The sequence below is a fragment of the Micromonospora sp. NPDC048986 genome, assembly GCF_040649335.1.
Taxonomy (GTDB): domain Bacteria; phylum Actinomycetota; class Actinomycetes; order Mycobacteriales; family Micromonosporaceae; genus Micromonospora; species Micromonospora alfalfae.
This window is the reverse complement of sequence record NZ_JBEZFJ010000010.1, coordinates 212,652-238,543: the sequence shown is the minus strand read 5'-3', so window position 1 is coordinate 238,543 and position 25,892 is coordinate 212,652. Positions and strand designations below refer to the sequence as shown.

Genomic DNA, 25,892 nt, shown 5'->3' with positions numbered 1-25,892 from the left:
TCAGCCTCCGATCGTCTCGGTCTCGGTGCCGCCGGCCCACTGGCTCAGCTTGAACACCACGAATTCGGCGGGCTTGACGACCGCGATGCCGATGTGGGCGATCACCATGCCCGCGTCGCGGACGTCCGGCGGGTTGGTCTCCTCGTCGCACTTGACGAAGAACGCCTCCTCCGGGCTGCGCCCCAGCAACGCGCCGTCGCGCCACACCCGGGTGAGGAACGCCCCGATATCGCGCCGGATCGAACGCCAGAGGGTGAAGTCGTTGGGCTCGAACACCATCCACCGGGTGCCGTTGGCGATGGCCTGTTCGATGGCGATGCTGAGGCGTCGGACGTTGAGGTAGCGCCACTCGCTGGCCTCGGCGGCGAGCGTACGGGCGCCCCAGACGCGGATGCCCTCGCCGGCGAAGTAGCGGATCACGTTGACGCCCTTGGGGTTGAGCACGTCGTGTTCCGGTCGGGTGACCAGGTAACCCAGGTCGACGGCGCCGCGTACCGGTTCGTTGGCCGGCGCCTTGTGCACCCCGCGCAGGGCGTCGGTGCGGGCCCAGATGCCGGCCAGGTGCCCGCTCGGCGGGGTGAGTTCCAACTCGCCGCTGATCGGGTCGCGCACCCGTAGCCAGGGGTAGTAGAACGCGCCGAACTCGGACTGTCGCGGCCGGTACGCGGCCCCCTCGTGCCCGCCGGAACCACCCGGCTGGGCCGGGCCGCCACCGGGACCGCCGCCCGTACCCTCGGCGGGCTTGGCGGGTTTGCCGGAGGACGGCGTGGCGACCCGGGTCAGCGCGGAGATGTCGTCGATGTCCGGTGCCGGGTCGCAGATCGCGACCATGGTGCGGGTGCGCTCGGCCATGCTGAGCAGCGCCTCGTGGGACACCACGTCGTGGAAGCCGGGCGCGGCGATGATGGAGATCTCGTCGACGGCCTCCAGCAGTTGCAGACCGCCACGGCGTTGCCCGCTGCCGGTGATCGCGCCGCCCTCACCCACGTTGACCACCCAGCAGCGGGCGCCCCCGTTGTCCAGGAAGCCGAAGACCGCCCGGGCCAGCGGGGTGCTCTCCACCCGCTCGCCGCTGGCGAACAGCCGCAGGAACTCCGTCCAGTTGTTGACCGGCACCGCCTTGCCCAGGTGGGCGGAGCGGTCCGGGGCGACACCGACGAAGGCGGCGATGCTGGTGCTCGCCGGCCCGATCGGTCGGGCGCCGCTGGGGACCTCCTCGACATAGATGCCGGGGGAGAAGTAACTGGGCATCGGTCCTCCTGTGCCTGTGGGTGTCAGTGGGTCGGTGGCGCGCAGACGATGACGATGTCGTCCTCGGCCGGGTCGACGTCGGCGGTGAGGACGAGCCCGCGTCCGGTCAGCCGCAGCCGGACCGGGCCCGGGTGCTCGGGGTCGTGCGGGACACCGACGATCAGGAACCGGCCCTCGGTGTCGGTACGGGCGGCGGACCCGGTGGCGGGCAGCTCGACCCGCATCGCGGCCAGTGGCTGCTCCTGGGGGCCGACCACCCGCCCACTGAGGCTGCGCACGTCGAGTTGCCGCAACCGCAGCGGTTGCAGCACCGGCGGCGCGGCCGGAGTCGGGTGCTCCACCTGCGTCGCCACGTCGATCAGCAGCGCCGGTCGGGGTGCCGTACCGAATGCCGTCCACAGTGCCGGATCGCCCGCCTCCAGCACGACCGGGTAACTGCCGTCGCTGGTAGCGGCGGTGAGTACCCGGTCCAGCCGGGGCAACCCGGCCGGACCGGTGACGCAGAGCAGGTGGCGGACGGTGAACCGGTACGGTTCCCGGACCGCGCCGCTGGAGCGGGTCTGCCGGGCGGTGCGCAGCTCCATCGGCCAGAGGGTGAGCCCGTCGGCGTCGTCGCACGCGCGGGGCGGGCCGATCGGGACCGGTTCCCCCGCCGCGCTGGTCACCCAGGCGACCAGTTCGGCGCTGGCGGTCTCGATCGGTCCGCGCCCGTGGGTGGTCATCGCGGCGGCGTCCCCTGGATCCGGTACGCGATGGCCTCGTTCCACACGTGCGGGTAGACGCCGATCTCGAAGTACCGGGTGAAGCGGTTGATCGGCGCGTTGGTGTGGTCGTGGTAAAGCAGCCACACCGGCGCGATGGTGAACAGGACGTAGTTGGCCAGGACGAGGGGGATGTAGAGCGGACCGAGCAGGCGGCCCTGGAAGATGTGCACGTCCTCGTGCCGCTGGATGCCGGAGCTGGAGCCGGCGCAGACGGTGCCGATGGTGGTGGCGTAGCGGGGTGAGACCCCCTCCACCACGCTGACCCGTCCGCTGTTCAGTGACGTGGGCCGGTCCAGTGAGTGCCCGAAGATCAGGTGCACGGTCAGGTAGATGGCGCCGACGACAGTGTTGAGCAGACTCCAGGTGTGGTCGACGACGAAGAGGAAGATGCCGCGGGCGTCCGAGGCGTACACCCCGGCGGAGGCCACCGACCAGCCGAAGACCGCGCCGACCACCAGGCCCACGACGGCGCCGATCAGCAGCCCGATCGAGCCACCGGCGAGGAAGCCGAGCAGGGCGGCGAAGCCGACCTGGATGGCTGCGCTGAGAATTCCGAAGACCATGACGGCACCCCTCAGACCCAGGAACGGAAGACTCGGGGTTCACGGCCCTGCGCGACCTGGGTCGGCGACGGTTGGGTCGCCTGCCGGTTGCCGGGCGGGAACTGGTTGACGCCGAGCGCGGCGGAGAAGATGACAAGCGCGTTGAAGAACGCGATGACCCACTTCTCGCCGCCGGCGTCGTCGGCGAACGCCGCTGTCAGGTAGGACAGCAGCAGCGCGATGGCGATGGCGATCCACTTGCGGAGCTTGTCGCCGCTCGGGCCGATCAGCCCGCCGATGACGTTGGTGGCCAGCAGGGTGGCGGCGCTCGCGCCGGCGATGGTCCCCAGGGCTGCCCAGGTGAAGAGATCGTTCATGACGATCCCCCTTCTGCGATGGTGCGACCGGGATGTGGTGGTGAGGTCCGGTGTCCCTGCGGGGAGCACCGGGGCCGGTCGCCGTCGTTTCGGGGGCGGCCGGGGCCGGGCGTGGCCGGCTGAGCCGGCCACCAGATGGATCAGCCGGGCCCCGGGACGCCGGCGGGCGGGCCCGGCGGCGGGGTCGGACCGGGCGCAGCCGGCGCCGCGGGGTGACGGCGACGAACCAGGAGTACGCCCACCGCGGCGAGCAGCAGCAGGAGGAGGACACCGCCGACGACCAGCAGCCAGGGGAACCCGCTGTCGTCCTCCTCGCCGGCGGCAACCGGTGCGGAGGACGGTCGCGCTGGCGCCTCGGCCACGGCCCGCAGTTCGGCTGGCTTCTCCTGGTTGGGGTCGACCTTCCAACTGACCGAACGGCCGTTGACGGTGCCATTGCTGTCGATCACCCGGCCGGGAAATGTCACCGAGATCTCGAACGACATCAGCTTGAGGAACGCCTGTTGGTTTTGCGGATTCTGCTCCGCAACCTTTCCGCCATATTTCTTCGGATCGAGCGGCAGCGTGAAGCGGTACAGATCCCCGTCCCTGACCAGTTTCACGCTCTCGGTGTCGAACCCGGCCAGCGGCGCCTTGCGGTAACTGATCTGGGACCCGTAGAAAGTGTCGTCCTGGTAAAGGGTTTCCTCGCCCGCCGGTAGGGCGGGGATGTTCTGCCGCAGCTCCGCGAAGGCGACCGGGAGGTTCTTGTTACGACCACTCAGCACGGACTTCTGGGCCGTCAGCAGGAGCTGCCCGTCGACAGTGTCGTCGGCGTTGACTGTCAACCCCATGTTGAGTTGCATGCAGCCGCTCAGCGCGGCGAGAAGAAGGAGGCACACCGCGACGCGGAGTGCCCTGCCGCGGTTGACTCTCCTGTTCATGGGCTCAGTGTGTGTGATCGCTTTCACCATCAGCAGTCAGCGATCGGTCACAACGAAGTCGCCGATTGTACCGCCGCGCTGTCGCCTTTGATTAGCCCCGACGGCGACCCGAATGACTATTCTGGAGTTTTGGGGCCGCGACGGTTCCTCGCCGGTCGTAGTCTGGTCGGATGAGAATTGTCGCGTGCGTCCTGCTGGTGGATCCTGACGGGCAGCTGTTGCTGCAACTGCGCGACGGCAACGCGAGGCACCACCCGAACGTGTGGGGGCTGCCCGGCGGCCACGGCGAGCCGGGGGAGACGCCGGAGCAGACCGCCGAGCGGGAGTTGTGGGAGGAGACCGGCCTGCGGGCCGACGGACCACTGCGCCCGGTCGCCGTGCAGTCGCTGCCCGAGCTGGCCCGGGTGAAGCACTACTTCCTCGGCAGCACCAGTGCCCGGCAGGAGGACGTGGTGCTCGGCGAGGGCGCGGCGATGCTCTTCGTCCCCGGTCCCGAGGTGCTCGACGGTCGTCAGTGGACGCCGGGCACCGTGGAGGTGTTGACCGAGTTCCTCGCCTCAGCCGAGTACACCGCAGTGGCCACCGGCCGGATCGCCGGGTCGGCTCAGCCCGCCGGTGGTCGCCAGTCCGCGTAACGGGCCATGCTGCGCAGCGCCACCCGTCCCGGAGTGAGCCGCAACGCGAGGGTCCGCATCGCGAAGGCAACCGGGTTGTGCAACTGCTGCCCGAACCGCCCAGCGACGTAGGAGGCACGGGCAACGGACTGACTGCGTGGTCGACGCTGCTCGTCGTATGCGGCCAGGGCGGCCGGCACTTCCGCGGCGCCGCCGGCGCAGACCGCGCCGAGCACCACCGCGTCCTCGATCGCCTGCCCGGCGCCCTGCCCGAGGTTGGGTGTCATGGGATGGGCGGCGTCGCCGAGCAGCGCCACCCGGCCCCGTACGTACGAGGGCAGGGGCTCGGCCAGGTAGTGGATGTCGTTGCGCAGCACGACGTCCGGTGGGGTTGCCGCGAGAAGCGCCGGGATGGGGTCGTGCCATTCGCCGAAGCGCTCCCGCACGGCCGCCAGTTCGTCGGGGGCGTGGCCGCCGGGCGGGGCGTTCAGCGCGCCGTACCAGTAGAGCTGGCCGTCGCCGATCGGCACCATGCCGAACTCGGCTCCCGGCCCCCACGTGATGGCGGCCGGGATCGGATCGGGAAACGCGATGGCCGCCCGCCACGTCGTCGATCCGGCGTACACCGGGCCGGGGTGTTGCGGCCAGAGCTGGGCGCGGACCCGGCTGCGCAGGCCGTCGGCGCCGACCACCAGATCGGCGGTGAGGGTGTGGGGGCCGTCCGGCCCCTGGTAGCGCACCTCGGCGTGGTCCGGGCCGGACTCGACGTGCTGCACAGTGGCGTTGGTGTGCAGGGACGACGCGGGCAGGGCCTCGCGCAGGGTGCGGTGCAGGGTGGCCCGGTGCACGCCGAGCGCCGTGGTGCCCAGCTGCCTGATCATCTCGGAGGCGTCCACCCGGGACAACCACCGTCCGTGCCTGTTGCGGATCCCGCCGGGCGCCTCACCGTGTCCGCCCCGGCGCAGGGCCGGGCCGAGCCCGAGGGCGTCCACCCCGCGCACGGCGTTGGCCATCAGGCTCAGGCCAGCTCCGATCTCGCGCATTTCGGGGGCGCGCTCCAGCACCGTGACCCGCCACCCGTGCCGGTGCAGGGCGAGCGCCGCACTCAACCCGCCGATGCCGGCACCTACCACCACCGCGTGTGAGTCGTCCATGTCGATCCTCCTTCTACATCTGTAGAAGAGCGATACTACCTGCGGACCACCGGAAGGGAGGAGAGCCATGACGGCGCGGGCGAACCGGATCGCGACACTTACCGACGCGGCCATCGAACTGATCGCCGACGGTGGCATGCGCGCCCTGACCCACCGGGCGGTCGACGGCCGCGCCGGAATGCCGCCAGGCACCACCTCCGCGTATCTGCGGACCCGGCAGGCGCTGATCGAGGCGGTCGTCGGACGGCTCGCCGAACGGGACCGGGCCGACCTGGCCGCGTACGACCTGCCGACCGGCCTGCCACCCCCGACCCCTGCCCCCCGACTCGACAGCGGCGACCTCGACGTGCTCGCCGCCGGCGTCGCCGAGGTGCTCGACCGCTGGTTGAGCACCGGGCGCAGCCGGAGCCTCGCCCGCTACGCCTGTCTGCTGGAGGCGGTGCACCGGCCCGAGCTGCGCGGCATCCTGCAACACGGCACCGGCCTGCGGGTGCAGGCCCGGGACCTGCTGACCCGGGCCGGCGCCACCGACCCCGAGCGACAGGGCGACCAGTTCGTGGCGTTCGTGGACGGGCTGCTCTTCGACCGGCTGGCCGGCGCGGGCGCGCTCAGCGCCCCGCCGCCCGGCACCGCGGCCAGCCGGGCCGACCTGAGCTCCGCCGTCCGTACGCTGCTGCGCGCCCTCACCGGAACCTGACCCGGACGGCGCGCCCGTCGTCGATCAGGCCGCCGGGCCCGGCATCGTGCGGGCCCGCCGGCCCGCCGGCCCGCCGGCACCCTGGCGGGTAGCAACGCTTTGGCACCCGGGCGGGTAGCAACGCGCTGGCACCCGGGCGGGTAGCAACGCTTTGGCACCCGGGCGGGTAGCGAGCAGCCCGGTGATCAGGTCCGACGCGTGATGGGAGACGATCGCCTCGGGATGCCGCCGGCCGCCGGCATGGTGCCATGGGCCGGCCCTTTGGAGCTGAATCGTTTACGACATCGAACCTGATGCGTCTACGGCATCAGCTCCAAAGGGGGAACGGACGGCCTGCTGCGGTCAGCCAGCGGCGTGGTGTCGCACCTCCGGCGGTGTGCCGCGGTGAGTTGGTGATCTGTCGTGACCTGACAGTGCCGCGCCGCGCCGCGGCGTGCCATGGCCGTGCGGTGGTGTGGCGGTGCGGTGCCATGGCCGTGCGGTGGTGTGGCGGTGCGGTGCCGTGGCGGTGCGGTGGTGTGGCGGTGCGGTGGCGTGGCGGTGGTGTGGCGGTGCGGTGGCGTGGCGTGGTGTGGCGGTGGCGTGCGATGGCCGTTCGGCGGCGGTGCGATGTGCTGTTGCGGGTTGGCGTTGTGCCGGGCGTGAGCTGGTGGCGGGTGTGGTGAGCGGGCGACCTGGTGTCGGGCCGAGGGCGCGGCGGATCGGCCGGCGTGGCCGGGAGAGGGTTGGTGATGGTGCGGTTCAGCGGCCTGCGGACGGCCGGCGGGCGGTTGCGGCAGGGCTGGCGGCCGGTGCTGGAGGCGACCGTCGCGGCGACCGTGGCCTGGCTGCTGGCCACCCGGTTGCTCGGGCACCCGCAGCCCTTCTTCGCGCCGGCCGCCGCGCTGATCGTCCTCGGTCAGGCCCGGGGGCAACGCATCCGCCGGGCCGTCGAGGTCATCCTCGGGGTAGCCGCCGGGGTGCTCGTCGCCGACCTGGTGGTGCAGGCGCTCGGCCCGGGCAGCACCTGGACGGTGTTCACAGTCATTCTGCTCACCGTCCTGCTCGCGGTCGCCTTCGGCGCCACCGGCGTGACGCTGGTGCAGGCGGCCGTCTCGGCGCTCTACCTGGTGGTGGTCGCACCACCGGACGGCTCGTTGGTGCCGTTCCGCTTCGTCGACGCGCTGGTCGGCGGCGTGGTCGCCCTCGCGGCCAGCCTGCTGGTCGACGCCCGGCACCCGCTGGCGCCGCTGGTCGCCGAGGTGCGGCGGACCTTCGACGAGTTGGCCGGGTTGCTCGGCGGGATCGCCGACGCGCTGGACGACCGCGACGAGCCGGCGGCGGTCGCCGCGCTGCGGCAGGCCCGGGGGATGGACGCCCGGGTGGACGGGCTGCGCGACGGGGTGCTGGCCGCCGGTGAGGCGCTGCGGCTCAACGTCCGTCGACGCCGGCACATCGGTCGGCTGCGCTCGGTGGACGAGTCGATTCGGCAGATCGACTACGCGGTCCGCAATGTGCGGGTGCTGGCCCGTGCGGGCGTGACCCTCAGCCGGCTGCACACCCCGGTCCCGCCCGAGCTGGGTGCCGCCCTGCGGTCGTTGGCCGAGGCGGTCCGTCAGGCCGGCGCCGCCCTCGCCGCAGACCTGAACGGGCAGGAGGAGACCGCCGACCGGCACGCCAGCCGGGCCGACGAGTCGGCGTTGGCCGCTGTGCACGCCGCCGGGCTGCTCTTCGGCCCCACGCAGACCCTCCCCCTGGCGATGATCATCGGTCAGGTTCGGGCCACGGCCATTGACCTGCTGCGGGGCGTCAACCCGGAGGACGACGCCGCAGTCCTCGCCCGCGTCGACGACGCCCTCGGCCTCCCCCCGGTCTGACGTCCGCACCGATCAGCGGCGGCTCCCATGCCCCGCCCGGGTCGATCAAGGACTTGTGGTGCCTCCCGTAAGCCACTTTTCGTCGTCAATCGCCCACCACAACTCCATGATCGACCGCGGCGTGGCGCGCGGCGGGCGGGGTGGGGGGTGGGGTGGGGGGTTATGTGGTGAGCCAGGCGAGGGCGGAATCGCGGATCGGGGTGGGAACGTCATGGCCGCCGGGGAACTCCTCGTAGGTCACGTGGTAGCCGAGGTCGTGCAGGTGGGGGACGAGGCGGCGGCTGCACACGTCGATGGGCAGCACCCGGTCGTCGACCCCGTGCGAGATGAAGATCCGTGGCCGGCCGTGGGTGACCGGTGGGGCGGCGAAGCCGGGGGAGAAGGCCAGCACCGCGTCGACCAGATCCCCGTTCGCCAAGCCCAGCGACAGCGCGTACGAGGCGCCGTCGGAGAAGCCACCGACCGTCACGTCGGCCACCGGGTAGGTGTCGAAGACGGTCGCCAGCAGCCCGTCGATGCGCCCCACGTCCGCCCCGAAGCCGCCGGCGATCAGGTCCCAACTGGCCGCCGACGAGTCCGGGGCGACAAGCAGCAGGTGCTGCGCGTCCGCGACCGGCAACAGCAGGTCAAGCCCCTGTCGCGCGGAACCGCCCGCGCCGTGCAGGAGCAGCACCAACCGGTACGCCGAAGCGGCGGTCGCCGGCTCCGGGGCGTACCCCAGTGCCAGCCGGTCACCGTCGGGGCCGGTCATCTGCACCAGCCCGGTGCGGCCCTGCGCCACCGGCGGGTGGCGGCGGGCGGTCAACCGGCCGTCCCGGGGGCTCGGCGCCGGGTCCCAGTGCGACGGCGCGGAGTCGGACACGGGTCGGCGCTCCTCACGCTGGACGAAAGGTCCGACGCGGTTACCCGGCCGGTACGGGGTTAACCGCCGCGCGTCGACTCAGGCGCTGGCCCGCGCCACCAGGGTCGACGGGAAGAAGGTCGCCGGTGCTGCCGGGCGTCCGTCCAGCAGAGCGGTGGCCGCGGCGACGGCGATCCGCCCCACCGGGTGACTCGCCGTGGTCAGCGCCGGGGCGGTCATCCCGGCCAACGGAATGTCGTCGAAGCCGGCCACCGCGACGTCGCCGGGCACCCGCACACCGGCGTCCCGTAGGCCCGCGATCACCCCGAGCGCGGTGTCGTCGCTGATCGCGTAGACCGCGTCGATGTCCGGCCAGCGCTGCAGCGCCTCGCCGGCCGCCGTCCGGCCGCGCGCCGCCCGGAAGTCCCCGGGCAGTATCCGCTCCGTTAGGCCCGCCTCGGCCATCAGCCGGCGGTACGTCTGCACCGGGCGTTGCGCGCAGGGCAGCCACCGGGGGCCGGTCACCATGGCGATCCGGCGGCGACCCGAGGCGTACAGATGGCGCAGCACCGCCTCGGAGCCGGCGGCGTTGTCGACGTCGAACGACGGCACTGCCGCCGAGCCGACGCCGATCGAAACCACCCGACCGTGCAGCGACCGGGGCACCGCCGCCAGCAACTCCTCGGTGGTGTTGACCAGGATCACCCCGCACACGCTGCGATCCCCGTCGAGTTGGACGAGGCTGCGGGGGTCGCCGAACGGCAGCCAGTGCAGTGCCACCCCGACACCGGCGGGCGTGCACACCCGGGCGGCCGAGCCGACCACCTGGTGCACGTACGGGTCGTCCAGCACCGCGTCGCTGGTCCCCAGAACGGCCACCACCAGGCGGACGCCGCCGCCGCGGACCAACGCCCGGGCTGCCGGGTTGGGCACGTAGCCGAGCTGGTCGACGGCTGCCGTGACCTGTTTCCGGGCGGCCGGGGACGCGAACCCCGTGCCGCCGATCACCCGCGACGCCGTGGACCGGGACACCCCGGCGACCCGGGCCACGTCGTCAAGAGTGGCCGGTCGCTGCTGTGCCGCTGTCGTCATCATCGCCTCCCGCGGCGGCCCGTCCGGTCGGACCAACGCCTGCGCACATCATGCCCCGGCCCGACCAGCAGCGGTAAGGGGCGGTCCCCGGTTGTGGTGGTAGCGCTCTCAGGTGTGCGATCGTGCCAGGAGATCACCCCGAGAAAGAGGAACCGCCCTCGTGAGCGCCCCCACCAGTCGACCCCTGGCCCCGGACACCGCCTCGCCGAACCTGCGGACGGTGCGGCTCGCCCGCAACGGTGTCGCCGCCACCTTCACCCTCAACGGGCTGGCCGTCGGCAGTTGGTTCTCCCGCGTTCCGGCGGTCCGTGAGGCGTTGGACCTTTCCGCCGGCCGACTCGGGCTGCTGCTGTTGGCGATGAGCGTCGGCGCGCTGCTCGCCATGCCCACCTCCGGCCTGCTCGCCCAGCGATTCGGCGCGGCCCGCACCGTGACGATGGCCACCGTGCTGGTAGCGGTCGGCCTGACCGTGGCGGGGCTGGGCGCCACGATGACCGGGTCGTTCGCCCTCGTCGCCCTGGGGTTGGTTGCCCTCGGCTACGGCTCCGGCGCCTGTGACGTGGCGATGAACGTCGAGGGCGCGGCTGTGGAACGGCGGCTGGGCCGGACGATCATGCCCCGTTTCCACGCCGGGTGGAGCCTCGGTTCGGTGGCCGGGGCGGCGCTGGGGGCCGGGGCGGCCCGCTTCGACGTGTCGGTCGGCGCGCATCTCGTCGCTGTGGCGGTGGTCGTGTTGACCGGCACCGCGCTCGCCGCCCGGACGTTCCTGCCGGTGGGCAGCGATCACACCGGTGACCCGGCGGACGCCACCCCGGCCGCCCGTCGCCGGGCGCAACTCGCCGCCTGGCGCGAGCCGCGCACCCTGCTGATCGGGCTGTTCGTGCTGGTGGCAGCGTTCACCGAGGGTGCCGCCAACGACTGGCTGGCCGTCGCGTTCATCGACGGACGGGACCTGAGCGAGGCCGCCGGCGCGGCGGTCTTCGCCGTCTTCGTGGTGGGCATGACCGTCGGACGCACCCTCGGCACCATCGCGCTGGACCGGTGGGGTCGGGTGCCCGTGCTCAGCGGCACCATCGGCCTCGCCGTGCTCGGCGCCGGCCTGGCCGTGCTGGCGGGCTCCGGGCCGGTGGCCGTCATCGGCGTCGCACTGTGGGGCCTCGGCGCGTCGCTGGGTTTCCCGGTCGGGATGAGCGCGGCGGCCGACGACGAGGCGCACGCGGCGGTACGGGTGAGCGTGGTCGCGGTGATCGGCTACACCGCGTTCCTCGGTGGCCCGCCGTTGCTGGGGCTGATCGGTGACGAGGTCGGTATCCTGCGCGCGCTGCTGGCGGTGCCGCTGCTGCTGCTGCCGACCCTGCTGCTGGTGCCGGTGCTGCGCCCGCCGCACCCCGCTGAGACTGCTCCGTCGGTGGTCAAAAACTGACCCACTTCGCTGCCGGGCGCGGTATCGGGTGCGTGGTCGACTGGGCCGCGCGCCCGTGCTGGTTACGGTCGCCCGATGCCAACCGACGAGATCACCGCCGCCGCGGCGGGCAGCTGGACCCCGCGTTCTACGTCCCGCCCGGCGGCACCCTGCGCGTCGGCACCGGCCCGGCCCGCTACGCCACCGAGCTGATCCGCGCGGCGCTCGCTCGCCCCGTGCCCGGAGGACCTGACCCAGCTCGGTCGACCGCCCCGCCCGGCCGCCGCTCAGGCCCGCACCACGTGAACGACGATCTCGTAGCCGTCGCCCACGGTGCCGGAGAAACCCTCCGACAAGGCGTCCAGCACGGTCAGCTTGAGCGCGAGGGTCTCGTGCGCGATGAGCTTCTGATGCGCGGTGATCGCTGCCGCCACCTCCGGGGACGCGGCGATCGACACCGTGATCCGGTCGGCGACCTCGAAGTCGGCGTCGCGGCGGGCCTGTTGGATGATGCGCACGACGTCGCGGGCGACGCCCTCGGCCGCCAGCTCGGGGGTGATCTCGGTGTCCAACGCGATGGTCGCGCCGCGCTGGGACTCCACCACCCAACCGGTACGCGGCACCTCAGTGATCAGGATGTCGTCCAGGCCCACCTCGACCTGCGCGCCGTCGACAGACAGCGGGTACGTCCCGTTCGCCCGGACGCCGTCGACCAGGTCCCGGGGGGCCACGGCGGCAATGGCCTTCGCGACGTGCTGGGTGCGGTTGCCGAACCGGCGGCCCAGGGTCCGGAAGTTCGCCTTGACCTGCACGTCGATGACCCCGCTCTGGGCATCGAGCGGCTGGAGGACCTTGACGTTCAACTCGTCGCCGATGTCGTCAAGCAACGCCTGCGGGAGAACGGTGCCGGCCGGTAGCCCCACGAGCGCCCGGCTCAACGGCTGCCGGATCCGCAGACCGCTCGCCTTACGCGCGGACCGGCCCGCCTCGGCCAACGCCCGCGCCGTGGCCACCTGGGCCGACAACTCAGTGCTGATCACTGTGGTGTCGGGTGTGGGCCAGGTCGCCAGGTGCACCGACTCCGGAGCGGACTCGGCACCGCGCCGGACGACCTGCTGCCACACCTCCTCGGTGACGAAGGGTATGAACGGCGCCAGTAGCCGCGTGAGGATGTCGAGGCACTCGTACAGGGTGGTGAGGGCATTGGGGTCGCCCTCCCAGAAACGCTGCCGCGACCGTCGTACGTACCAGTTCGACAGGTCGTCGATGAAGTCGGCGAGCAGTCGGCCGGCGCGCGCAGTGTCGTAGTTCCGCATCCGTTCGTCAACGGCGGCGGCGAGGGCGTGGACCTCGCCGACGATCCACCGGTCCAACACCGGTCGCTGGGCCACCGGCTGCGCCAGGTGCGGCGCCCACGTCGAGTTCGCCGCGTAGAGGGAGAAGAACGCCGCGGTGTTCCAGTAGGTCATCAGCACCTTGCGGACGATCTCGTCGAGCGGGCCGGGCCCGATCCGGCGCGGCGACCACGGTGAGCCGGAGCAGGCCATGAACCAGCGCACCGCGTCGGCCCCGTGCGTGTCCATCAACGGGATGGGCAGCAGGATGTTGCCCAGGTGTTTGCTCATCTTGCGGCCGTCCTCGGCCAGGATGTGTCCGAGGCAGACGACGTTCTCGTACGGGGACCTGTCGAAGACCAGCGTGCCGACCGCCATCAGCGTGTAGAACCACCCCCGCGTCTGATCGATCGCCTCGCAGATGTACTGGGCCGGGTAGGTGCGCTCGAAGATCTCCTTGCTACCCGGCACGTGGGGGTAGCCCAACGACGCGAACGGCATCGCCCCGGAGTCGTACCAGGCGTCGATCACCTCAGGGACCCGGGTGGCGACCTGGCCGCAGTCCGGGCAGTTGAAGGTGATCTCGTCGACGTATGGGCGGTGCGGGTCCAGCTCGGACAGGTCCGCGCCGGCCAGCTTCCCGAGCTCGGCACGGGAACCGACAGCTGTGACATGGTTGTCCGGGCATCGCCACAACGGCAGCGGAGTGCCCCAGTACCGCGAGCGGGACACCGCCCAGTCGATGTTGTTCTTCAGCCAGTCGCCGTAGCGGCCGTGTTTGATGTGCTCCGGGAACCAGTTGGTGTTCTCGTTCTCCCGGGTCAGCTCGTCGCGGACCTCGGTCGTCCGGATGTACCAGGACGGCTGCGCGTAGTACATCAGCGGCGTGTGGCACCGCCAACAGTGCGGGTACGGGTGCTCGAACGGCTCATGCCGGAACAACCGCCCAGACTCTCTGAGGCTGTCGATGAGCAATGCGTCGGCGTCCTTGAAGAACACGCCACCGACCAGGTCGATGTCGTCGTTGAACCGCCCGTTCGGGGCGACCGGGTTCACCAGCGGCAACCCGTACGCGCGGCAGACGGCGAGGTCGTCCGCGCCGAAGGCCGGCGCCTGGTGCACCAGCCCGGTGCCGTCCTCGGTCGTGACGTACTCCGCGAGGACCACCCGGTGCGCGTCCGGGATGTCCACCAGGTCGAACGGCCGCTCGTAGCGCAAACCTTCCAGGGCCGACCCCGGCAGGGTCGCCAGGATCTCCGCCTCGTCGCCGAGCACCCGCCGGGTCAGCGGTTCGGCGACGACGAACGTGCCCTGCCCGGTGCGGGCGAGGGCGTACGTCACAGCGGGATGCACGGCGACGGCGGTGTTGGACACCAGGGTCCACGGGGTGGTGGTCCAGATCAGCAGGTCGACGCCGCCGTGTCCGGCTACTTCCCCGCGCACCGGGAACCGCACGTACACGGACGGGTCGGTGACGGTCTCGTACCCCTGCGCCACCTCGTGGTCGGACAGGGTCGTGCCGTCGCGGGTGCAGTACGGCGCGACCCGGAAGTCCTCCACCAGTCGCCCGCCGTCGTGGATCTGCTTCAGTGACCACCACACGCTGTCCACGTACTCAGGGGACATCGTCTGGTACGGATGCTCCAGGTCGATCCAGTAACCCATACGCTCGCTGAGTTGGACGAACTCGTCCACGTGCCGCAACACGGAGGTGCGGCACAGGGCGTTGAACTCCGCGACGCCCATCTTCTCGATGTCGGGCTTGCCGCTGAGCCCCAGTTCCTTCTCCACAGCGAGCTCAACGGGCAGACCGTGGCAGTCCCACCCGGCGCGGCGCGGCACCGAGAAGCCCCGCATCGTCCGGTACCGGGGGAAGAGGTCCTTGAAGACCCTCGCCTCGATGTGGTGGGTGCCAGGCGTGCCGTTGGCGGTCGGCGGCCCCTCGTAGAACACCCACGGCGGACCGTCGGCCGTCTGCTCCAGACTCCGGTTGAACACGTTGTTGGCCTGCCACCACTCGATGACCGCGCGGTCCAGCCCACCAAGATCGATCTTGGTGGGAAGTGGCACGAATGGCGACTTCGACGGACCGTCCGGCACCGACGTTCTCCCTACACTTCACGTCCGCTCGCGAGGGCATCAGCTCGATGCCCACACGGGGACGAAGTGCCGGGCGTATGGCCAGGACCCCGCGGTACCACCCCGCTTGCGCCTCGATGGTGCAGGCGCCGCTCAATTTCGCGACGTGACGTGCCGCGACGTCCGGTTCTACTGGGGCGGCGAGGCTGCCCGTTCTTCCGGAGGCTCCCCGGTGATGGCCGGATCGGTGCCGATGCCGCCCAGCATAGCTGTCCGTGCACGGCGCCAGTGGCCGGAGCGCTAGGTGTGCAGCCAGACGCGGAGAGGGCCGGTGGTGGCGAAGCCAGCGGAGAGCGCCGGAGGAAGGTCCGCTGTGGTTTCGTAGCCGACCAGCGGCGCGTTGGGCACTGTGGCGCACACCGCGTGCCAGATGTCGCGGGAGGTGTCGGTGCGGGTGAACAGGTTGGAGACGCCGTACGGGCCGTCACCGCTGAGCACCGCTCCACCGGTGATCACACCGCTGTCGTCGTGGCGGGCGAGCACCCGAACCCGGGGGTCGGCCAAAAGCGCGGGGCGGAACAGCTGCCCACCGCCGTGGGCCGCCGCCCAGGCCGTCAACTCGTCGGGTGTGGTGACCGGGGCCAGCGGGTTGTCGACAGGTGGTGCCGCCGGTGGCCGGTAGATCCACTGCGCGTCGAAGAGCACCCGGAACCCGTACCCGGACAGGTCGAGGTCGGCGAAGCTGTCCTTCACCGACGCGCCGGGCCCCGCGTCGATGCGGGACAGCAGGGCCTCGGCGTCGACGCCCGGTCGCACTGTGACGGCGTCCGGGTACCACTGTGGCGAACGGTGGGGGACCGACCAGGCGTCGGCGTCGGTACGGCCGGCCAACCCGTGGCTGCCGCAGACGATGTCGCACCATTCGGCGTTGTTGCGGGCCGCCGTCCGCACGTCCTCCAGCACGTCGGGCAGCCTAGCCAGCCGGGGCACCGGCTCAGGGGGCGTAGACCAGGTCCATCGTGTCGGTGTGCCCGGACCAGCGCAGGTCGAGTCGCCAGCACCCGGCCTCCGGCAGGTCGATGATCGACGGCCCCGGCCCGCCGGCGACCTCCCGGATCACCCGGGTGTCGGTGCCGTCCAGCCTCGCGGTGATCACCAGGGTTGCCGGTGCGGTCGGGTCGGGCGAGGTCGTGGCGGCGCGGGCCACCCAGAGGATCTTGTTGTTCGACCCGTCCGTCCGGACCTGCCGCAGCGGATGGGCGAACAGCACCGCCACGATGTCACCCTTCGCGCCGAAGACGTGCGGAATCCGCGCATCCCCGCTGAACCCGGCGTCCGCCCAGTCCGGCAGCGACCCCGTCTCGACCCGCGCCGCGCAGGCGGTCGCGGTGCTCGCCGTGGTGGCCGCACCCGCCGTCGGTGCCGCTCCGCCGGCCGTGGTCGTACACCCCGCCAGCAGGACCACCGAGGATGCCAGCATCAACCTGCCCCAGGAAACCATCTCGCCCCTTCCGGTACGCGTCGAGCACTCGTCGCACCTATCCGACACCGCCCAGGCCCGCCGGGTTCCTGGTGCTCTGAGCGGGAGCGTGCGTAAGTCATCACGGGCGCGGGTGAGGATGCCTGGTCAGGACGTGATCGCCGTTGGCGAGCATGCGCGGAGTTTCCGGGTGGCGCCGGCGCCGGCTGTCGACGCGTTCGTCCGGCTAATTTCGCTATCCGGTGGCCGGCGCGCAGTGATACACAACCGAGGTGCAGCACATGTTGGATTTCCCCGAGGTCCTGCGGCTGATCGAAGGCCGCTCGGCCGCGTTCCGCGCCGCGATCGCGTCCGCCCCCGACCTTGACGTCCAGGTCCCGACCTGTCCGGACTGGACGCTGCGCGAACTGGCGCAGCACCTCGGCGACGGCCGCCGCCGCCAGGCCGCCATCATCGCGGCGGGTCCGGGCGCTGAGCCCCCGGCGCGGACGGACCCGAAGGGCGCCCCGACTGCGCCCCGCGACCGCGAAGCCCTGGACGGCTGGCTCGCCGAGTCGACCGGGCTCATGCTCGACGCGATGCGCGCGGCCGGCCCGGACCGCGGCTGCTGGACCTGGTGGGGTCGCTCGCAGGCCCCGGAGACCAGCGGAGCCGTGGCCCGTCACCAGATCCAGGAGTTGGCCGTCCACACCTACGACGCCCAGCTCACTCAGGGGGTCGCACAGCCGCTGCCGACGGCCGTCGCGGTCGAGGGCGTCGACGAGTTCCTGACGACGGTAGCGGCGACGACCGTCGCCTGGCCGTTCAAGCCGGCGACCATCGACCTGCACACGACCGAGGGCCGCTCCTGGCGACTGACCCTCAACGCCGACGGCGTCCGCTGCGACGACCTTGCCGCTGACGCGCAGCCGGGCGACATGGCGATGCGAGGCGCAGCGAGCGACATGGTCCTCTACTTCTACGAGCGAGTCCCACTCGACGACCTGGAGACCACCGGCGACATCCAGCCGATGGAGCAGCTCGCAGACTGGGACCCGACCGCGTACTAGCCCAATGAGCGCGCGATCTCGATCGCCTCGGCCTTGGTGAGGGTGCCCTCAAGCCGGTAGCTGACGTCCTCGTCCTGCCAGATCAGGGTCGAGCCGGCAAGTCGGGCGGTCTCCCGGCGGATCCCGCCCGCCCGATCCACGTAGGACAGAACGTGCGGGCCGTCGACCCAGACGGCGAAGTCGCCGTTGACCTGGACCCAGTTCGCGCCCGGCGGCGTGACCTCCTTGTGGAAGGCCAGGTCGAGGCGACCGTCGAACGCGTCGACGCGGAGCGCGCCCCCGTCGTAGAGCAGCGTCGCCACCCGGTACCGGCCGGTGGCGTCCGGGTCGGCGACCAGCACCTGCTCGGGTGTGCCCAGCATCGCCGGCAGGCGGATCGGAAACCGTACCGACAGTTGGGCCTCGTCCAGGGCGACGGCCCGCTGCCCGGGCAACGGCGACGCGGTGCCGCCGGGCGGCGTCGGGGCGGATGAGGTGGCGATGCTGACCCCGGCGAAGCGCAGCAGCCCCGTGACGACGTCGGCGATCGCGGCCCGCGTCGGCGGCAACAGCGCCACCAGCAGTGCGACGAGCGCGACCGCGGCGAGCGACCGCCACCGACGCCGCCGGGGCGCGGGCGCGGGCGTGCCGAGTCGTACGCGGACGCGGGCGGTCACGTCGGGCGGATCGGGAGTGTCCAGCCAGGCGGACAGGTCGCGCAGTTCCCGTTCGAGGTCACCCATGCCGGACCTCCTCACTGTCGAGCAGGCCGCGAAGCTTCCCCAGCGCCCGGGACGTGCGCGACTTCACAGTGCCCCGGGGCCAGCCCAGAGCCGACACCGTCTCCTCCTCGGTGAGATCGAGGAAGAAGCGGCAGACGATCACCTCGCGGTCCCGTACCGGCAGTTGTCGCAGTGCCTGCACCAGCGACGCCCGGCGCTCACCGGCGAGGACCGCGCCGACCGCGTCGTCCTCGGCGACCTCGGACGTCGGGTCCGCTGCCGCCGCCCGCAGCACGAGCCCGTCGCGCCGGCCACGGGAGCGGTGCAGGTTGCGGGTCTCGTTCGCGACGATCGCGAGCAGCCACGACCGGAAGGACGCGTCACCCCGGTAACGGGACAGCTTCCGGTACGCCTTCACAAACGCCTCCTGGATGACGTCCTCGGAGTCCGAGCCCGCGCCGAGCAGCACCGCCGTCCGGTACGCGGACGCGGTGTGCCGGGCGACCAGGAGGTTGTACGCCTCCAGGTCACCTGCCCGAGCGCGGGTGACGAGCGCCTCGTCGTCCAGGGGAGCCTCCGTTCGGATCACACTCATGACACCGCCAACCCGCCGCGGGTTCCACCCGGATATCCCGACGCAGGTCAGCTCTCTCCCATCCGGCGTGCAGCGTATTGCCAGGAACCGGTGCTGCACTGGAGGGACGTCGAGGAGAGGGGCGGGGCATGAGCTGGTTCAACCGCCGGTCACGGGGTGCCGAGGCGACCCCGACGAAGCTGGACCGGGAGGCGACCCGCGACGACCTCGCGGCGCTGGAGGCGTTCGTCGCCACCCGGCGCGGGGTGGAGTTCTACCTGGAACCGGAGACGACCGCGACGGACACCACGGTGGTGGCGATCGCCCACGACGGCGAGTGGATCCGCCGTCGTACCGGAACGCCCCGCGCGGCCGGGGCCATCGCCCGCAAGCACGCGGTGCCACTGTACGAGGCGGCGCGCACCGGCTACCCGGAACGGATGCGGACCTGGAGCCGGGCCCACCCGGAACGCCACGCCCGCTGATCGGTGCGTCGAGCGACGTCGGTCGTCGGCGCGTGGCGTGTTCGGTCCCGGGCATGTGTCGTTCGGCGCCTTTGGAGCTGAATCGTTGGCGATATCGCCGTACGTCCGGACCTGAAGCCGAGGCGCGGGCCGGGAGCCGAGGCGGCTGAATCGTCTACGACATCAGCTCCAAAGGGGGCGCGTGAACACTCCGCCCCCTGCCACGGGCCAGTCCGCAGGGCCGATCAACCAGTTCGCCCAGCCCGCCACTGCGGCGAGATGCATCCCCCGCGCGCCGATATATCCGCAGGTCAATGTGGTGAGCGTGGTCGGGTGGGGGTGGGGTCCGCGTTGACCGGCGGCGCAGGGGTGTGGCAGCATTCGCGGCCTGACGGCAGTGAAGGAAGTCGGTGCGATTCCGACGCGGTCCCGCCACTGTCACCGGGGAGCGATCCCCCCTTGTGAGTCACGGCCGTGTGTCTGCGGTTGGAAGGCCGGGGGAGAGCGTCGATCCGGAAGCCAGGATACTTCGGCCGTCGGGACGTACCCCAGGGCGTGGACACCCGAGGAGGACCCGATGACGCACAGCGTCTTATTCATCGACGACTATCGTCGTATTGCGCTTCAGGCAGCGCGCTCCGGGGACATCGGCCACCGGCATCGCTGAGCTGATCGCCCGGCGCTGACCGGCCCCGACGCACCCGTCGGTGCGCCGTTCGCCCGGGCCGTCGTACCGGCTGACGCCGAACCCACCCGCATCGCCCGGTCGCCCCCGTGAGGGCCCAGGGCGTCACTTTCCGGAGCCCGCCGTGCGCATCCTGCTGCTGTCCACCGCCGACACCGACCTGCTGGCCGCCCGCGCCAGCGGTGCCGACTACCGGCTGGCCAACCCCGCCAGAGTCGCCGCCGACGAGGTGCCCGCCCTGCTCGACGGGGTCGCCCTCGTCGTCGTACGGCTGCTCGGCGGTCGGCAGGCGTGGCCGGACGGCCTCGCCGCGGTGCTCGCCACCGGCGTGCCGACGGTCGTGCTCGGCGGTGAGGCGCTGCCCGACGCGGAGCTGATGGCCATCTCCACAGTGCCCTCCGGGGTCGTCACCCAGTCGCTGGCGTACCTGGTGGAGGGCGGTCCGGACAACCTCGGACAGTTGGCCCGGTTCCTCTCCGACACGGTGCTGCTCACCGGTGAGGGGTTCGCCGCACCAACGCCCACCCCGGCGTACGGCGTGCACGGCGACCACTCCGCCGACCCGGACCGGCCCACGGTGGGGATCGTCTTCTACCGGGCGCACGCCCTCGCCGGCAACACCGGTTTCGTCGACGTGCTCGCCGACGCGGTCCAGCGGGCCGGCGGCAACCCGCTGCCGATCTTCTGCGGCTCGCTGCGCGGGCTGACCGCGGGCGCCGGCCCACTCGGGCTCTTCGCCCGCTGCGACGCGCTGCTGGTCACCGTGCTCGCGGCCGGCGGTGCGGTCGCCGCGGACGCCTCCGGTGGCGGCGACGAGGACGCCTGGGACGTCGGCGCGCTGGCCGCCCTGGACGTGCCGGTCATCCAGGCGCTCTGCCTCACCAGCACCCGCGCGCAGTGGGCCGACAGCGACGCCGGGCTGTCCCCGCTGGACGCCGCCATGCAGGTGGCCATTCCCGAGTTCGACGGTCGGATCGTCACAGTGCCGTTCTCGTTCAAGCAGATCGACGCCGACGGGCTCTCGGTATACGCCGCCGACCCCGAGCGGGCCGCCCGGGTCGCCGGGATCGCGGTGCGCCACGCCCGGCTGCGGTACGTGCCGCACGCCGACAAGCGGGTAGCCGTGGTGCTCAGCTCGTACCCCACCAAGCACTCCCGGGTCGGCAACGCCGTCGGGCTGGACACCCCGGCCTCGGCGGTCCGGCTGTTCGCCGCGCTGGCCGAGGCCGGCTACGACCTGGGTGACGCGCCGCCGCCCGACGACGGCGACGCGCTGATCCACGCCCTGATCGCCGCCGGTGGTCACGACGTGGAGTGGCTCACCCCGGAGCAGTTGGCCGCCGCCGAGGCCCGGATACCGGGGGCGACGTACCGGCGCTGGTTCGACCAGGTCCCGGTCGAGCTGCGGGAGCGGATGCGGGAGCACTGGGGTGAGCCGCCGGGCGAGCTGTACACCGAGGGCGGCGACATCGTGCTCGCCGGGCTGCGCTTCGGCAACGTGGTGCTGCTGATCCAGCCGCCCCGCGGCTTCGGGGAGAACCCGATCGCCATCTACCACGACCCGGACCTGCCGCCGAGTCACCACTACCTGGCCGCGTACCGCTGGTTGACAGCGCCGGTCGCTGACGGCGGCTTCGGCGCGGACGCCGTGGTGCACCTGGGTAAGCACGGCACCCTGGAGTGGCTGCCCGGCAAGGGCCTCGGCCTGGCCGCCGACTGCGCGCCCGACGCGGTCCTCGGCGACCTGCCGCTGGTGTACCCGTTCATCGTCAACGACCCCGGCGAGGGCACCCAGGCCAAGCGGCGGGCGCACGCCGTGGTCGTCGACCACCTGGTCCCGCCGATGGCCCGCGCCGAAACCTACGGCGACCTCGCCAAACTGGAGCAACTGCTCGACGAGTACGCGACAGTGCAGGCCCTCGACCCGGCGAAGGTGCCCACCGTGCGGGCCCAGATCTGGGACCTGGTGCGCGCCGCCGAGCTGCACCACGACCTGCACGCCGACGCGATGCCCGACGCTGACGACTTCGACGACTTCGTGCTGCACCTCGACGGGTACCTGTGCGAGGTCAAGGACGTGCAGATCCGCGACGGCCTGCACATCCTCGCCGACGCGCCCACGGGCGAGCCGCGGGTCAACCTGGTCCTGGCGGTGCTGCGCGCCCCGCAGGTCTGGGGTGGCGCCCGGGCCCTGCCCGGCCTGCGACAGGCCCTCGCCGTCGCGTACTCCCTCGACGAGCAGGAGCTGCTCGCGTCGCCGGGACAGCGACTGGCGCTGCCCGCCGCACTGACCGACGTGGTGGACGGGCCTGCCGGCACCGCCGCCGACGCGATCGACCTCATCGAGGTCCTGGCCCGGCGGCTGGTCATCGGCATGGAAACCCTGGACTGGGCAGTGGACACTGTTGACGCCGTGGTGACCGAGGTGACCGGTCAGTCGATCCCGGACGTCGCCGCGGTGCTGCACTTCGCCGCCACCGAGCTGGTGCCCCGACTGGCTCGGACCACCGACGAGCTGACCAACACCCTCGGGGCGCTGGACGGTAGGTTCGTGCCGCCCGGCCCGTCCGGTTCACCCACCCGGGGCCTGGTGAACGTGCTGCCCACCGGCCGCAACTTCTACTCCGTCGACCCGAAGGCCATCCCCAGCCGCAACGCCTGGGACGTCGGGGTTGCCCTCGCCGACTCGCTGCTGGCTCGACACCTGGCCGACACCGGGGCGTACCCCCGCTCGGTGGGGTTGACAGTCTGGGGCACCAGTGCGATGCGGACCCAGGGCGACGACATCGCCGAGGTCCTCGCGTTGCTGGGCTGCCGGCCGGTCTGGGACGACAGGTCCCGGCGGGTGACCGGCATCGAGGTGGTGCCGACCGCCGAGCTGGGCCGCCCGCGCGTCGACGTCACTGTGCGCATCTCCGGGTTCTTCCGCGACGCGTTCCCACACGTGGTGGCGCTGCTCGACGACGCCGTCCGGCGGGTCGCCGCCCTCGACGAGCCGGACGAGGAGAACTACCTGCGGGCGCACGTCGCCGCAGACCTCGCCGAACACGGCGACGAGCGCAGGGCCACCGCCCGGATCTTCGGCTCCAAGCCTGGCGCGTACGGCGCTGGGCTGCTGCCCCTGATCGACGCCCGGACCTGGCGCAGCGACGCCGACCTGGCCGAGGTGTACGCGGTGTGGGGCGGCTACGCGTACGGCCGCGGGCTGGACGGGCGGGAGGCGCGCGCCGACATGGAACGCTCGTTCGCCCGGATCGCGGTGGCGGTGAAGAACCAGGACACCCGCGAGCACGACATCGTCGACTCCGACGACTACTTCCAGTACCACGGCGGCATGGTGGCGATGGTCCGCCACCTCACCGGCACGTCACCGCAGGCGTACGTGGGTGACTCGGCGATGCCGCACGACGTGCGCACCCGCACGCTGGGCGAGGAGACCCGGCGGGTGTTCCGGGCCCGGGTGGTCAACCCGAAGTGGATCGCCGCGATGCGCCGGCACGGCTACAAGGGCGCGTTCGAGCTGGCGGCCACAGTGGACTACCTGTTCGGCTACGACGCCACAGCCGGTGTGGTCGACGACTGGATGTACGAGCATCTGGCCGCCGCGTACCTCTTCGACGAGACCACCCGGGAGTTCCTGGAGAAGTCCAACCCGTGGGCGTTGCGCGGCATCACCGAGCGGCTGTTGGAGGCCGCCGACCGGGGGCTGTGGGCCAAGCCGGAGCCGGCCACCCTCGACCGGCTGCGCGACACGTACCTGGCCAGCGAGGGCGACCTGGAGGACCGGGCATGACGACGATCTACCCGTTCAGTGCGGTGCTCGGCATGGCCGACATGCGACTGGCGTTGCTGCTCAACGCGGTCTCCCCGGCGATCGGCGGGGTGCTGGTGCGGGGTGAGAAGGGGACCGCCAAGTCCACCGCCGTGCGGGCCCTCGCCGCTCTGCTGCCGCCGGTGCTGCGGGTGGCCGGCTGCCGTTTCGGCTGTGACCCGGCCGAGCCGGACCCGGCCTGCCCGGACGGCCCCCACCCGACCGACACCGCCGCCGAGACCCGGCCGGCGCGTCTCGTCGAACTGCCGGTGGGCGCCGCCGAGGACCGGGTGGTCGGGGCGCTGGACCTGGAGAAGGCGATCGGCGAGGGGGTACGCGCCTTCGAGCCGGGCCTGCTCGCCGCCGCGCACCGGGGGGTGCTCTACGTCGACGAGGTCAACCTGTTGCACGACCACCTCGTCGACCTGCTGCTCGACGCGGCGGCGATGGGCCGCAGCCACGTCGAGCGGGAGGGCGTGTCGGTCAGCCACGCGGCCCGGTTCCTGCTGGTCGGCACGATGAATCCGGAGGAGGGGGAGCTGCGCCCGCAGCTGCTCGACCGGTTCGGGCTCACGGTGGAGGTGGGTGCCAGCCGGGATCCGGAGGTCCGGGTCGAGGTGGTCCGTCGGCGGCTGGCCGCCGACGCGGACCCGGTGGGCTTCGCGGCCCGCTGGGCCGACGCCGACGCGGAGATCGCCGGCCAGGTGGCCGCCGCCCGTCGCCGACTTCCCGGGGTACGACTGCCGGACGCCGCGTTGCGGCAGATCGCCGAGGTGTGTGCGGCGTTCGACGTGGACGGGATGCGGGCCGACATCGTCACCGCCCGTACCGCTGTGGCGCACGCCGCCTGGCACGGCCGGGACCGGGTCACCATCGACGACGTCCGGGTGGCCGCCCGGCTGGCGCTGCCGCACCGTCGTCGCCGCGACCCGTTCGACACCCCGGGGCTGGACGAGAAGCGCCTCGACGAGGCGTTGCAGCGCGCCCAGGACGCGCACCCCGACGACCCGGACGACGCGGGCCCCGACGACAGCGGCCCGGCTGGCGGCGGTGGCCCACAGGGTGGTGGCCCGGGCGGTGGCGGCGGCCCGAACGGGGGTGGACCAGACGGTGACGGCCCGAGCGGCGGGCCGCAGCACGGCGACGTCGGCGACCTCGGTGAGTCCGAGGCGGCCGGGCACTCCTCGGCGCGTGACGGCGCTGGCCCGGACGCGCGCGGCGACGGACCGGACGGTGCCGACGGCTGGCCGCAGAGCCCGGCCGACGACCGGAGCGGCGACGGTCGGCACGCGCGCACGCCGGCCGGCCGGCAGTCGGCGGCCGGTGACGGCGACCCGACCCGCGGCGCGCAGCCCGAGCCGGTGGCCGTACCCCGGGGTGGGCTGAAGGCGCGGGTGCTCACCGCGCCCGGCCTGGGTGACGGGGTGCCGGGCCGGCGGTCACGGGCCCGCACCGGGCGGGGCCGCACCACCGGCGCCCGGGTGCCGGCGGGTCGGGTCGGCGCGCTGCACCTGCCGGCCACGATCCGCGCCGCCGCGCCGCACCAGGCGGCCCGGGGCCGGCTCACCGGTCCGCTGCGACTGCGCCGTGACGACCTGCGCGAGGCGGTTCGTGAGGGGCGCGAGGGCAACCTTGTGCTCTTCGTGGTGGACGCGAGCGGCTCGATGGGCGCCCGGCAGCGGATGACCACGGTGAAGGACGCGGTGCTCGCCCTGCTCACCGACGCGTACCAGCGGCGCGACAAGGTCGCGGTGATCGCGTTTCGAGGTGGCGGCGCCCGGACCCTGCTGCCGGCGACCTCGTCGGTGCTGGCCGCCTCGACCCGGCTGGCCGAGCTGCCCACCGGCGGGCGTACGCCGCTGGCCGAGGGGTTGCTCGCCGCCGCGGACCTGTTGCGGGTGGAGCGTCTGCGCGACCCGAAGCGCCGCCCGCTGGTCCTCATCGTCACCGACGGCCGGGCCACCGCTGGCACCCGTCCGTTGGACCGGGCGGCGGCAGCCGCGAAGGTCCTGGCGGCGACAGGTGCCCCGTGCGTGGTCGTCGACTGCGAATCCGGCCCGATCCGCCTGAACCTGGCGCCCCGTCTGGCAACCCAGCTGAACGCGCCCCTGCACACCCTGGCCACCCTCACTCACCCTCGCGATCTTGCACTTCCTGTCGCGGCATAAGGGATCAAGTGCGCATATGACCAACAGAAATCGC

The 25,892-nt window shown here is 72.5% G+C and carries 21 protein-coding genes and 1 riboswitch; of the genes, 8 read left to right on the top strand and 13 right to left on the bottom strand.

What is annotated here, in order from left to right; all coding sequences use genetic code 11:
• From AB0B94_RS21740 to AB0B94_RS21720, 5 genes are all read right to left on the bottom strand, one after another.
• On the bottom strand, positions 1-1,251 hold the full coding sequence (locus tag AB0B94_RS21740; protein ID WP_357282810.1) for a phage tail sheath subtilisin-like domain-containing protein: 1,251 nt from the start codon (positions 1,249-1,251) through the stop codon (positions 1-3).
• Positions 1,252-1,274: 23 nt separating this feature from the next.
• Positions 1,275-1,973, bottom strand: a complete 699-nt coding sequence (locus AB0B94_RS21735) for a carboxypeptidase-like regulatory domain-containing protein (protein ID WP_357282808.1) — start codon at positions 1,971-1,973, stop codon at positions 1,275-1,277.
• Positions 1,970-2,578 carry a glycine zipper family protein gene (locus AB0B94_RS21730; protein ID WP_091398481.1) on the bottom strand — a complete coding sequence of 203 codons (609 nt, stop codon included), beginning with the start codon at positions 2,576-2,578 and terminating at the stop codon, positions 1,970-1,972. Before AB0B94_RS21730 ends, AB0B94_RS21735 begins: the two co-directional genes overlap by 4 nt.
• Positions 2,579-2,589: 11 nt before the next feature.
• Positions 2,590-2,934 carry a hypothetical protein gene (locus AB0B94_RS21725; protein WP_196923244.1) on the bottom strand — a complete coding sequence of 115 codons (345 nt, stop codon included), beginning with the start codon at positions 2,932-2,934 and terminating at the stop codon, positions 2,590-2,592.
• Between the two features lie 140 nt (positions 2,935-3,074).
• Positions 3,075-3,857 carry a DUF3153 domain-containing protein gene (locus AB0B94_RS21720; RefSeq protein WP_357282805.1) on the bottom strand — a complete coding sequence of 261 codons (783 nt, stop codon included), beginning with the start codon at positions 3,855-3,857 and terminating at the stop codon, positions 3,075-3,077.
• A 170-nt stretch (positions 3,858-4,027) separates the two neighbouring features.
• Here AB0B94_RS21720 and AB0B94_RS21715 point away from each other — a divergent pair, with 170 nt between their 5' ends.
• On the top strand, positions 4,028-4,492 hold the full coding sequence (locus tag AB0B94_RS21715; protein WP_357282803.1) for an NUDIX domain-containing protein: 465 nt from the start codon (positions 4,028-4,030) through the stop codon (positions 4,490-4,492).
• Here AB0B94_RS21715 and AB0B94_RS21710 read toward each other — a convergent pair.
• Positions 4,462-5,625 (bottom strand): FAD-dependent oxidoreductase, encoded by a 1,164-nt coding sequence (locus AB0B94_RS21710; RefSeq protein WP_357282800.1) that lies wholly within the window; start codon positions 5,623-5,625, stop codon positions 4,462-4,464. The two genes, AB0B94_RS21715 and AB0B94_RS21710, sit on opposite strands and share 31 nt — an antisense overlap.
• A gap of 67 nt (positions 5,626-5,692) precedes the next feature.
• Between AB0B94_RS21710 and AB0B94_RS21705 the strand changes: the two genes are divergently transcribed.
• Both AB0B94_RS21705 and AB0B94_RS21700 read left to right on the top strand, forming a co-directional pair.
• Complete coding sequence (locus AB0B94_RS21705; protein ID WP_357282797.1) at positions 5,693-6,322, top strand: TetR/AcrR family transcriptional regulator; 630 nt, start codon at positions 5,693-5,695, stop codon at positions 6,320-6,322.
• A gap of 731 nt (positions 6,323-7,053) precedes the next feature.
• The gene (locus AB0B94_RS21700) at positions 7,054-8,178 is read left to right on the top strand and encodes an FUSC family protein (RefSeq protein WP_357282794.1); all 1,125 of its coding nucleotides are present in this window, start codon (positions 7,054-7,056) and stop codon (positions 8,176-8,178) included.
• 160 nt (positions 8,179-8,338) lie between these two features.
• Here the strand turns inward: AB0B94_RS21700 and AB0B94_RS21695 are convergent, their stop codons facing one another.
• Positions 8,339-9,040: a phospholipase gene (locus AB0B94_RS21695; protein WP_357282792.1), complete on the bottom strand. Its 702-nt coding sequence runs from the start codon at positions 9,038-9,040 to the stop codon at positions 8,339-8,341.
• Between the two features lie 78 nt (positions 9,041-9,118).
• A complete protein-coding gene (locus AB0B94_RS21690; RefSeq protein ID WP_357282789.1) occupies positions 9,119-10,111 on the bottom strand; it encodes a LacI family DNA-binding transcriptional regulator in 993 nt (330 codons plus the stop codon).
• Positions 10,112-10,271: 160 nt separating this feature from the next.
• Between AB0B94_RS21690 and AB0B94_RS21685 the strand changes: the two genes are divergently transcribed.
• A complete protein-coding gene (locus AB0B94_RS21685; RefSeq protein WP_357282788.1) occupies positions 10,272-11,534 on the top strand; it encodes an MFS transporter in 1,263 nt (420 codons plus the stop codon).
• A 266-nt stretch (positions 11,535-11,800) separates the two neighbouring features.
• Here AB0B94_RS21685 and ileS read toward each other — a convergent pair whose 3' ends face one another.
• The 3 genes from ileS to AB0B94_RS21670 all read right to left on the bottom strand — a co-directional run bounded on the left by ileS (position 11,801) and on the right by AB0B94_RS21670 (position 16,406).
• The gene (gene ileS, locus AB0B94_RS21680; RefSeq protein ID WP_357282785.1) at positions 11,801-14,947 is read right to left on the bottom strand and encodes an isoleucine--tRNA ligase; all 3,147 of its coding nucleotides are present in this window, start codon (positions 14,945-14,947) and stop codon (positions 11,801-11,803) included.
• 279 nt (positions 14,948-15,226) lie between these two features.
• Positions 15,227-15,889 carry a hypothetical protein gene (locus tag AB0B94_RS21675; RefSeq protein ID WP_357282783.1) on the bottom strand — a complete coding sequence of 221 codons (663 nt, stop codon included), beginning with the start codon at positions 15,887-15,889 and terminating at the stop codon, positions 15,227-15,229.
• Positions 15,890-15,920: 31 nt separating this feature from the next.
• Positions 15,921-16,406, bottom strand: coding sequence for a hypothetical protein (locus AB0B94_RS21670; protein WP_357282781.1), 486 nt, complete (start codon positions 16,404-16,406; stop codon positions 15,921-15,923).
• A 281-nt stretch (positions 16,407-16,687) separates the two neighbouring features.
• On the opposite strand from AB0B94_RS21670, the gene AB0B94_RS21665 reads away from it, so the two are divergent.
• Positions 16,688-17,455 carry a maleylpyruvate isomerase N-terminal domain-containing protein gene (locus AB0B94_RS21665; protein ID WP_357282778.1) on the top strand — a complete coding sequence of 256 codons (768 nt, stop codon included), beginning with the start codon at positions 16,688-16,690 and terminating at the stop codon, positions 17,453-17,455.
• Here the strand turns inward: AB0B94_RS21665 and AB0B94_RS21660 are convergent.
• Both AB0B94_RS21660 and AB0B94_RS21655 read right to left on the bottom strand, forming a co-directional pair.
• Entirely contained in the window at positions 17,452-18,177 is a 726-nt protein-coding gene (locus AB0B94_RS21660; protein WP_357282776.1) for a hypothetical protein, read from the bottom strand. The genes AB0B94_RS21665 and AB0B94_RS21660 overlap by 4 nt on opposite strands.
• On the bottom strand, positions 18,170-18,751 hold the full coding sequence (locus tag AB0B94_RS21655) for an RNA polymerase sigma factor (protein WP_357282773.1): 582 nt from the start codon (positions 18,749-18,751) through the stop codon (positions 18,170-18,172). The genes AB0B94_RS21660 and AB0B94_RS21655 overlap by 8 nt, the downstream gene beginning before the upstream one ends.
• 128 nt (positions 18,752-18,879) lie before the next feature.
• Between AB0B94_RS21655 and AB0B94_RS21650 the strand changes: the two genes are divergently transcribed.
• The 3 genes from AB0B94_RS21650 (at position 18,880) to AB0B94_RS21640 (ending at position 25,858) form a co-directional block, all read left to right on the top strand.
• Positions 18,880-19,215: a hypothetical protein gene (locus AB0B94_RS21650; RefSeq protein WP_112588084.1), complete on the top strand. Its 336-nt coding sequence runs from the start codon at positions 18,880-18,882 to the stop codon at positions 19,213-19,215.
• Positions 19,216-19,594: 379 nt separating this feature from the next.
• A riboswitch (cobalamin riboswitch) is annotated at positions 19,595-19,724 on the top strand.
• A 279-nt stretch (positions 19,725-20,003) separates the two neighbouring features.
• Positions 20,004-23,672, top strand: coding sequence for a cobaltochelatase subunit CobN (gene cobN / locus AB0B94_RS21645; RefSeq protein WP_357282769.1), 3,669 nt, complete (start codon positions 20,004-20,006; stop codon positions 23,670-23,672).
• Positions 23,669-25,858, top strand: coding sequence for a magnesium chelatase subunit D family protein (locus AB0B94_RS21640; RefSeq protein WP_357282766.1), 2,190 nt, complete (start codon positions 23,669-23,671; stop codon positions 25,856-25,858). The genes cobN and AB0B94_RS21640 overlap by 4 nt, the downstream gene beginning before the upstream one ends.
• Positions 25,859-25,892 lie beyond the last annotated feature (34 nt).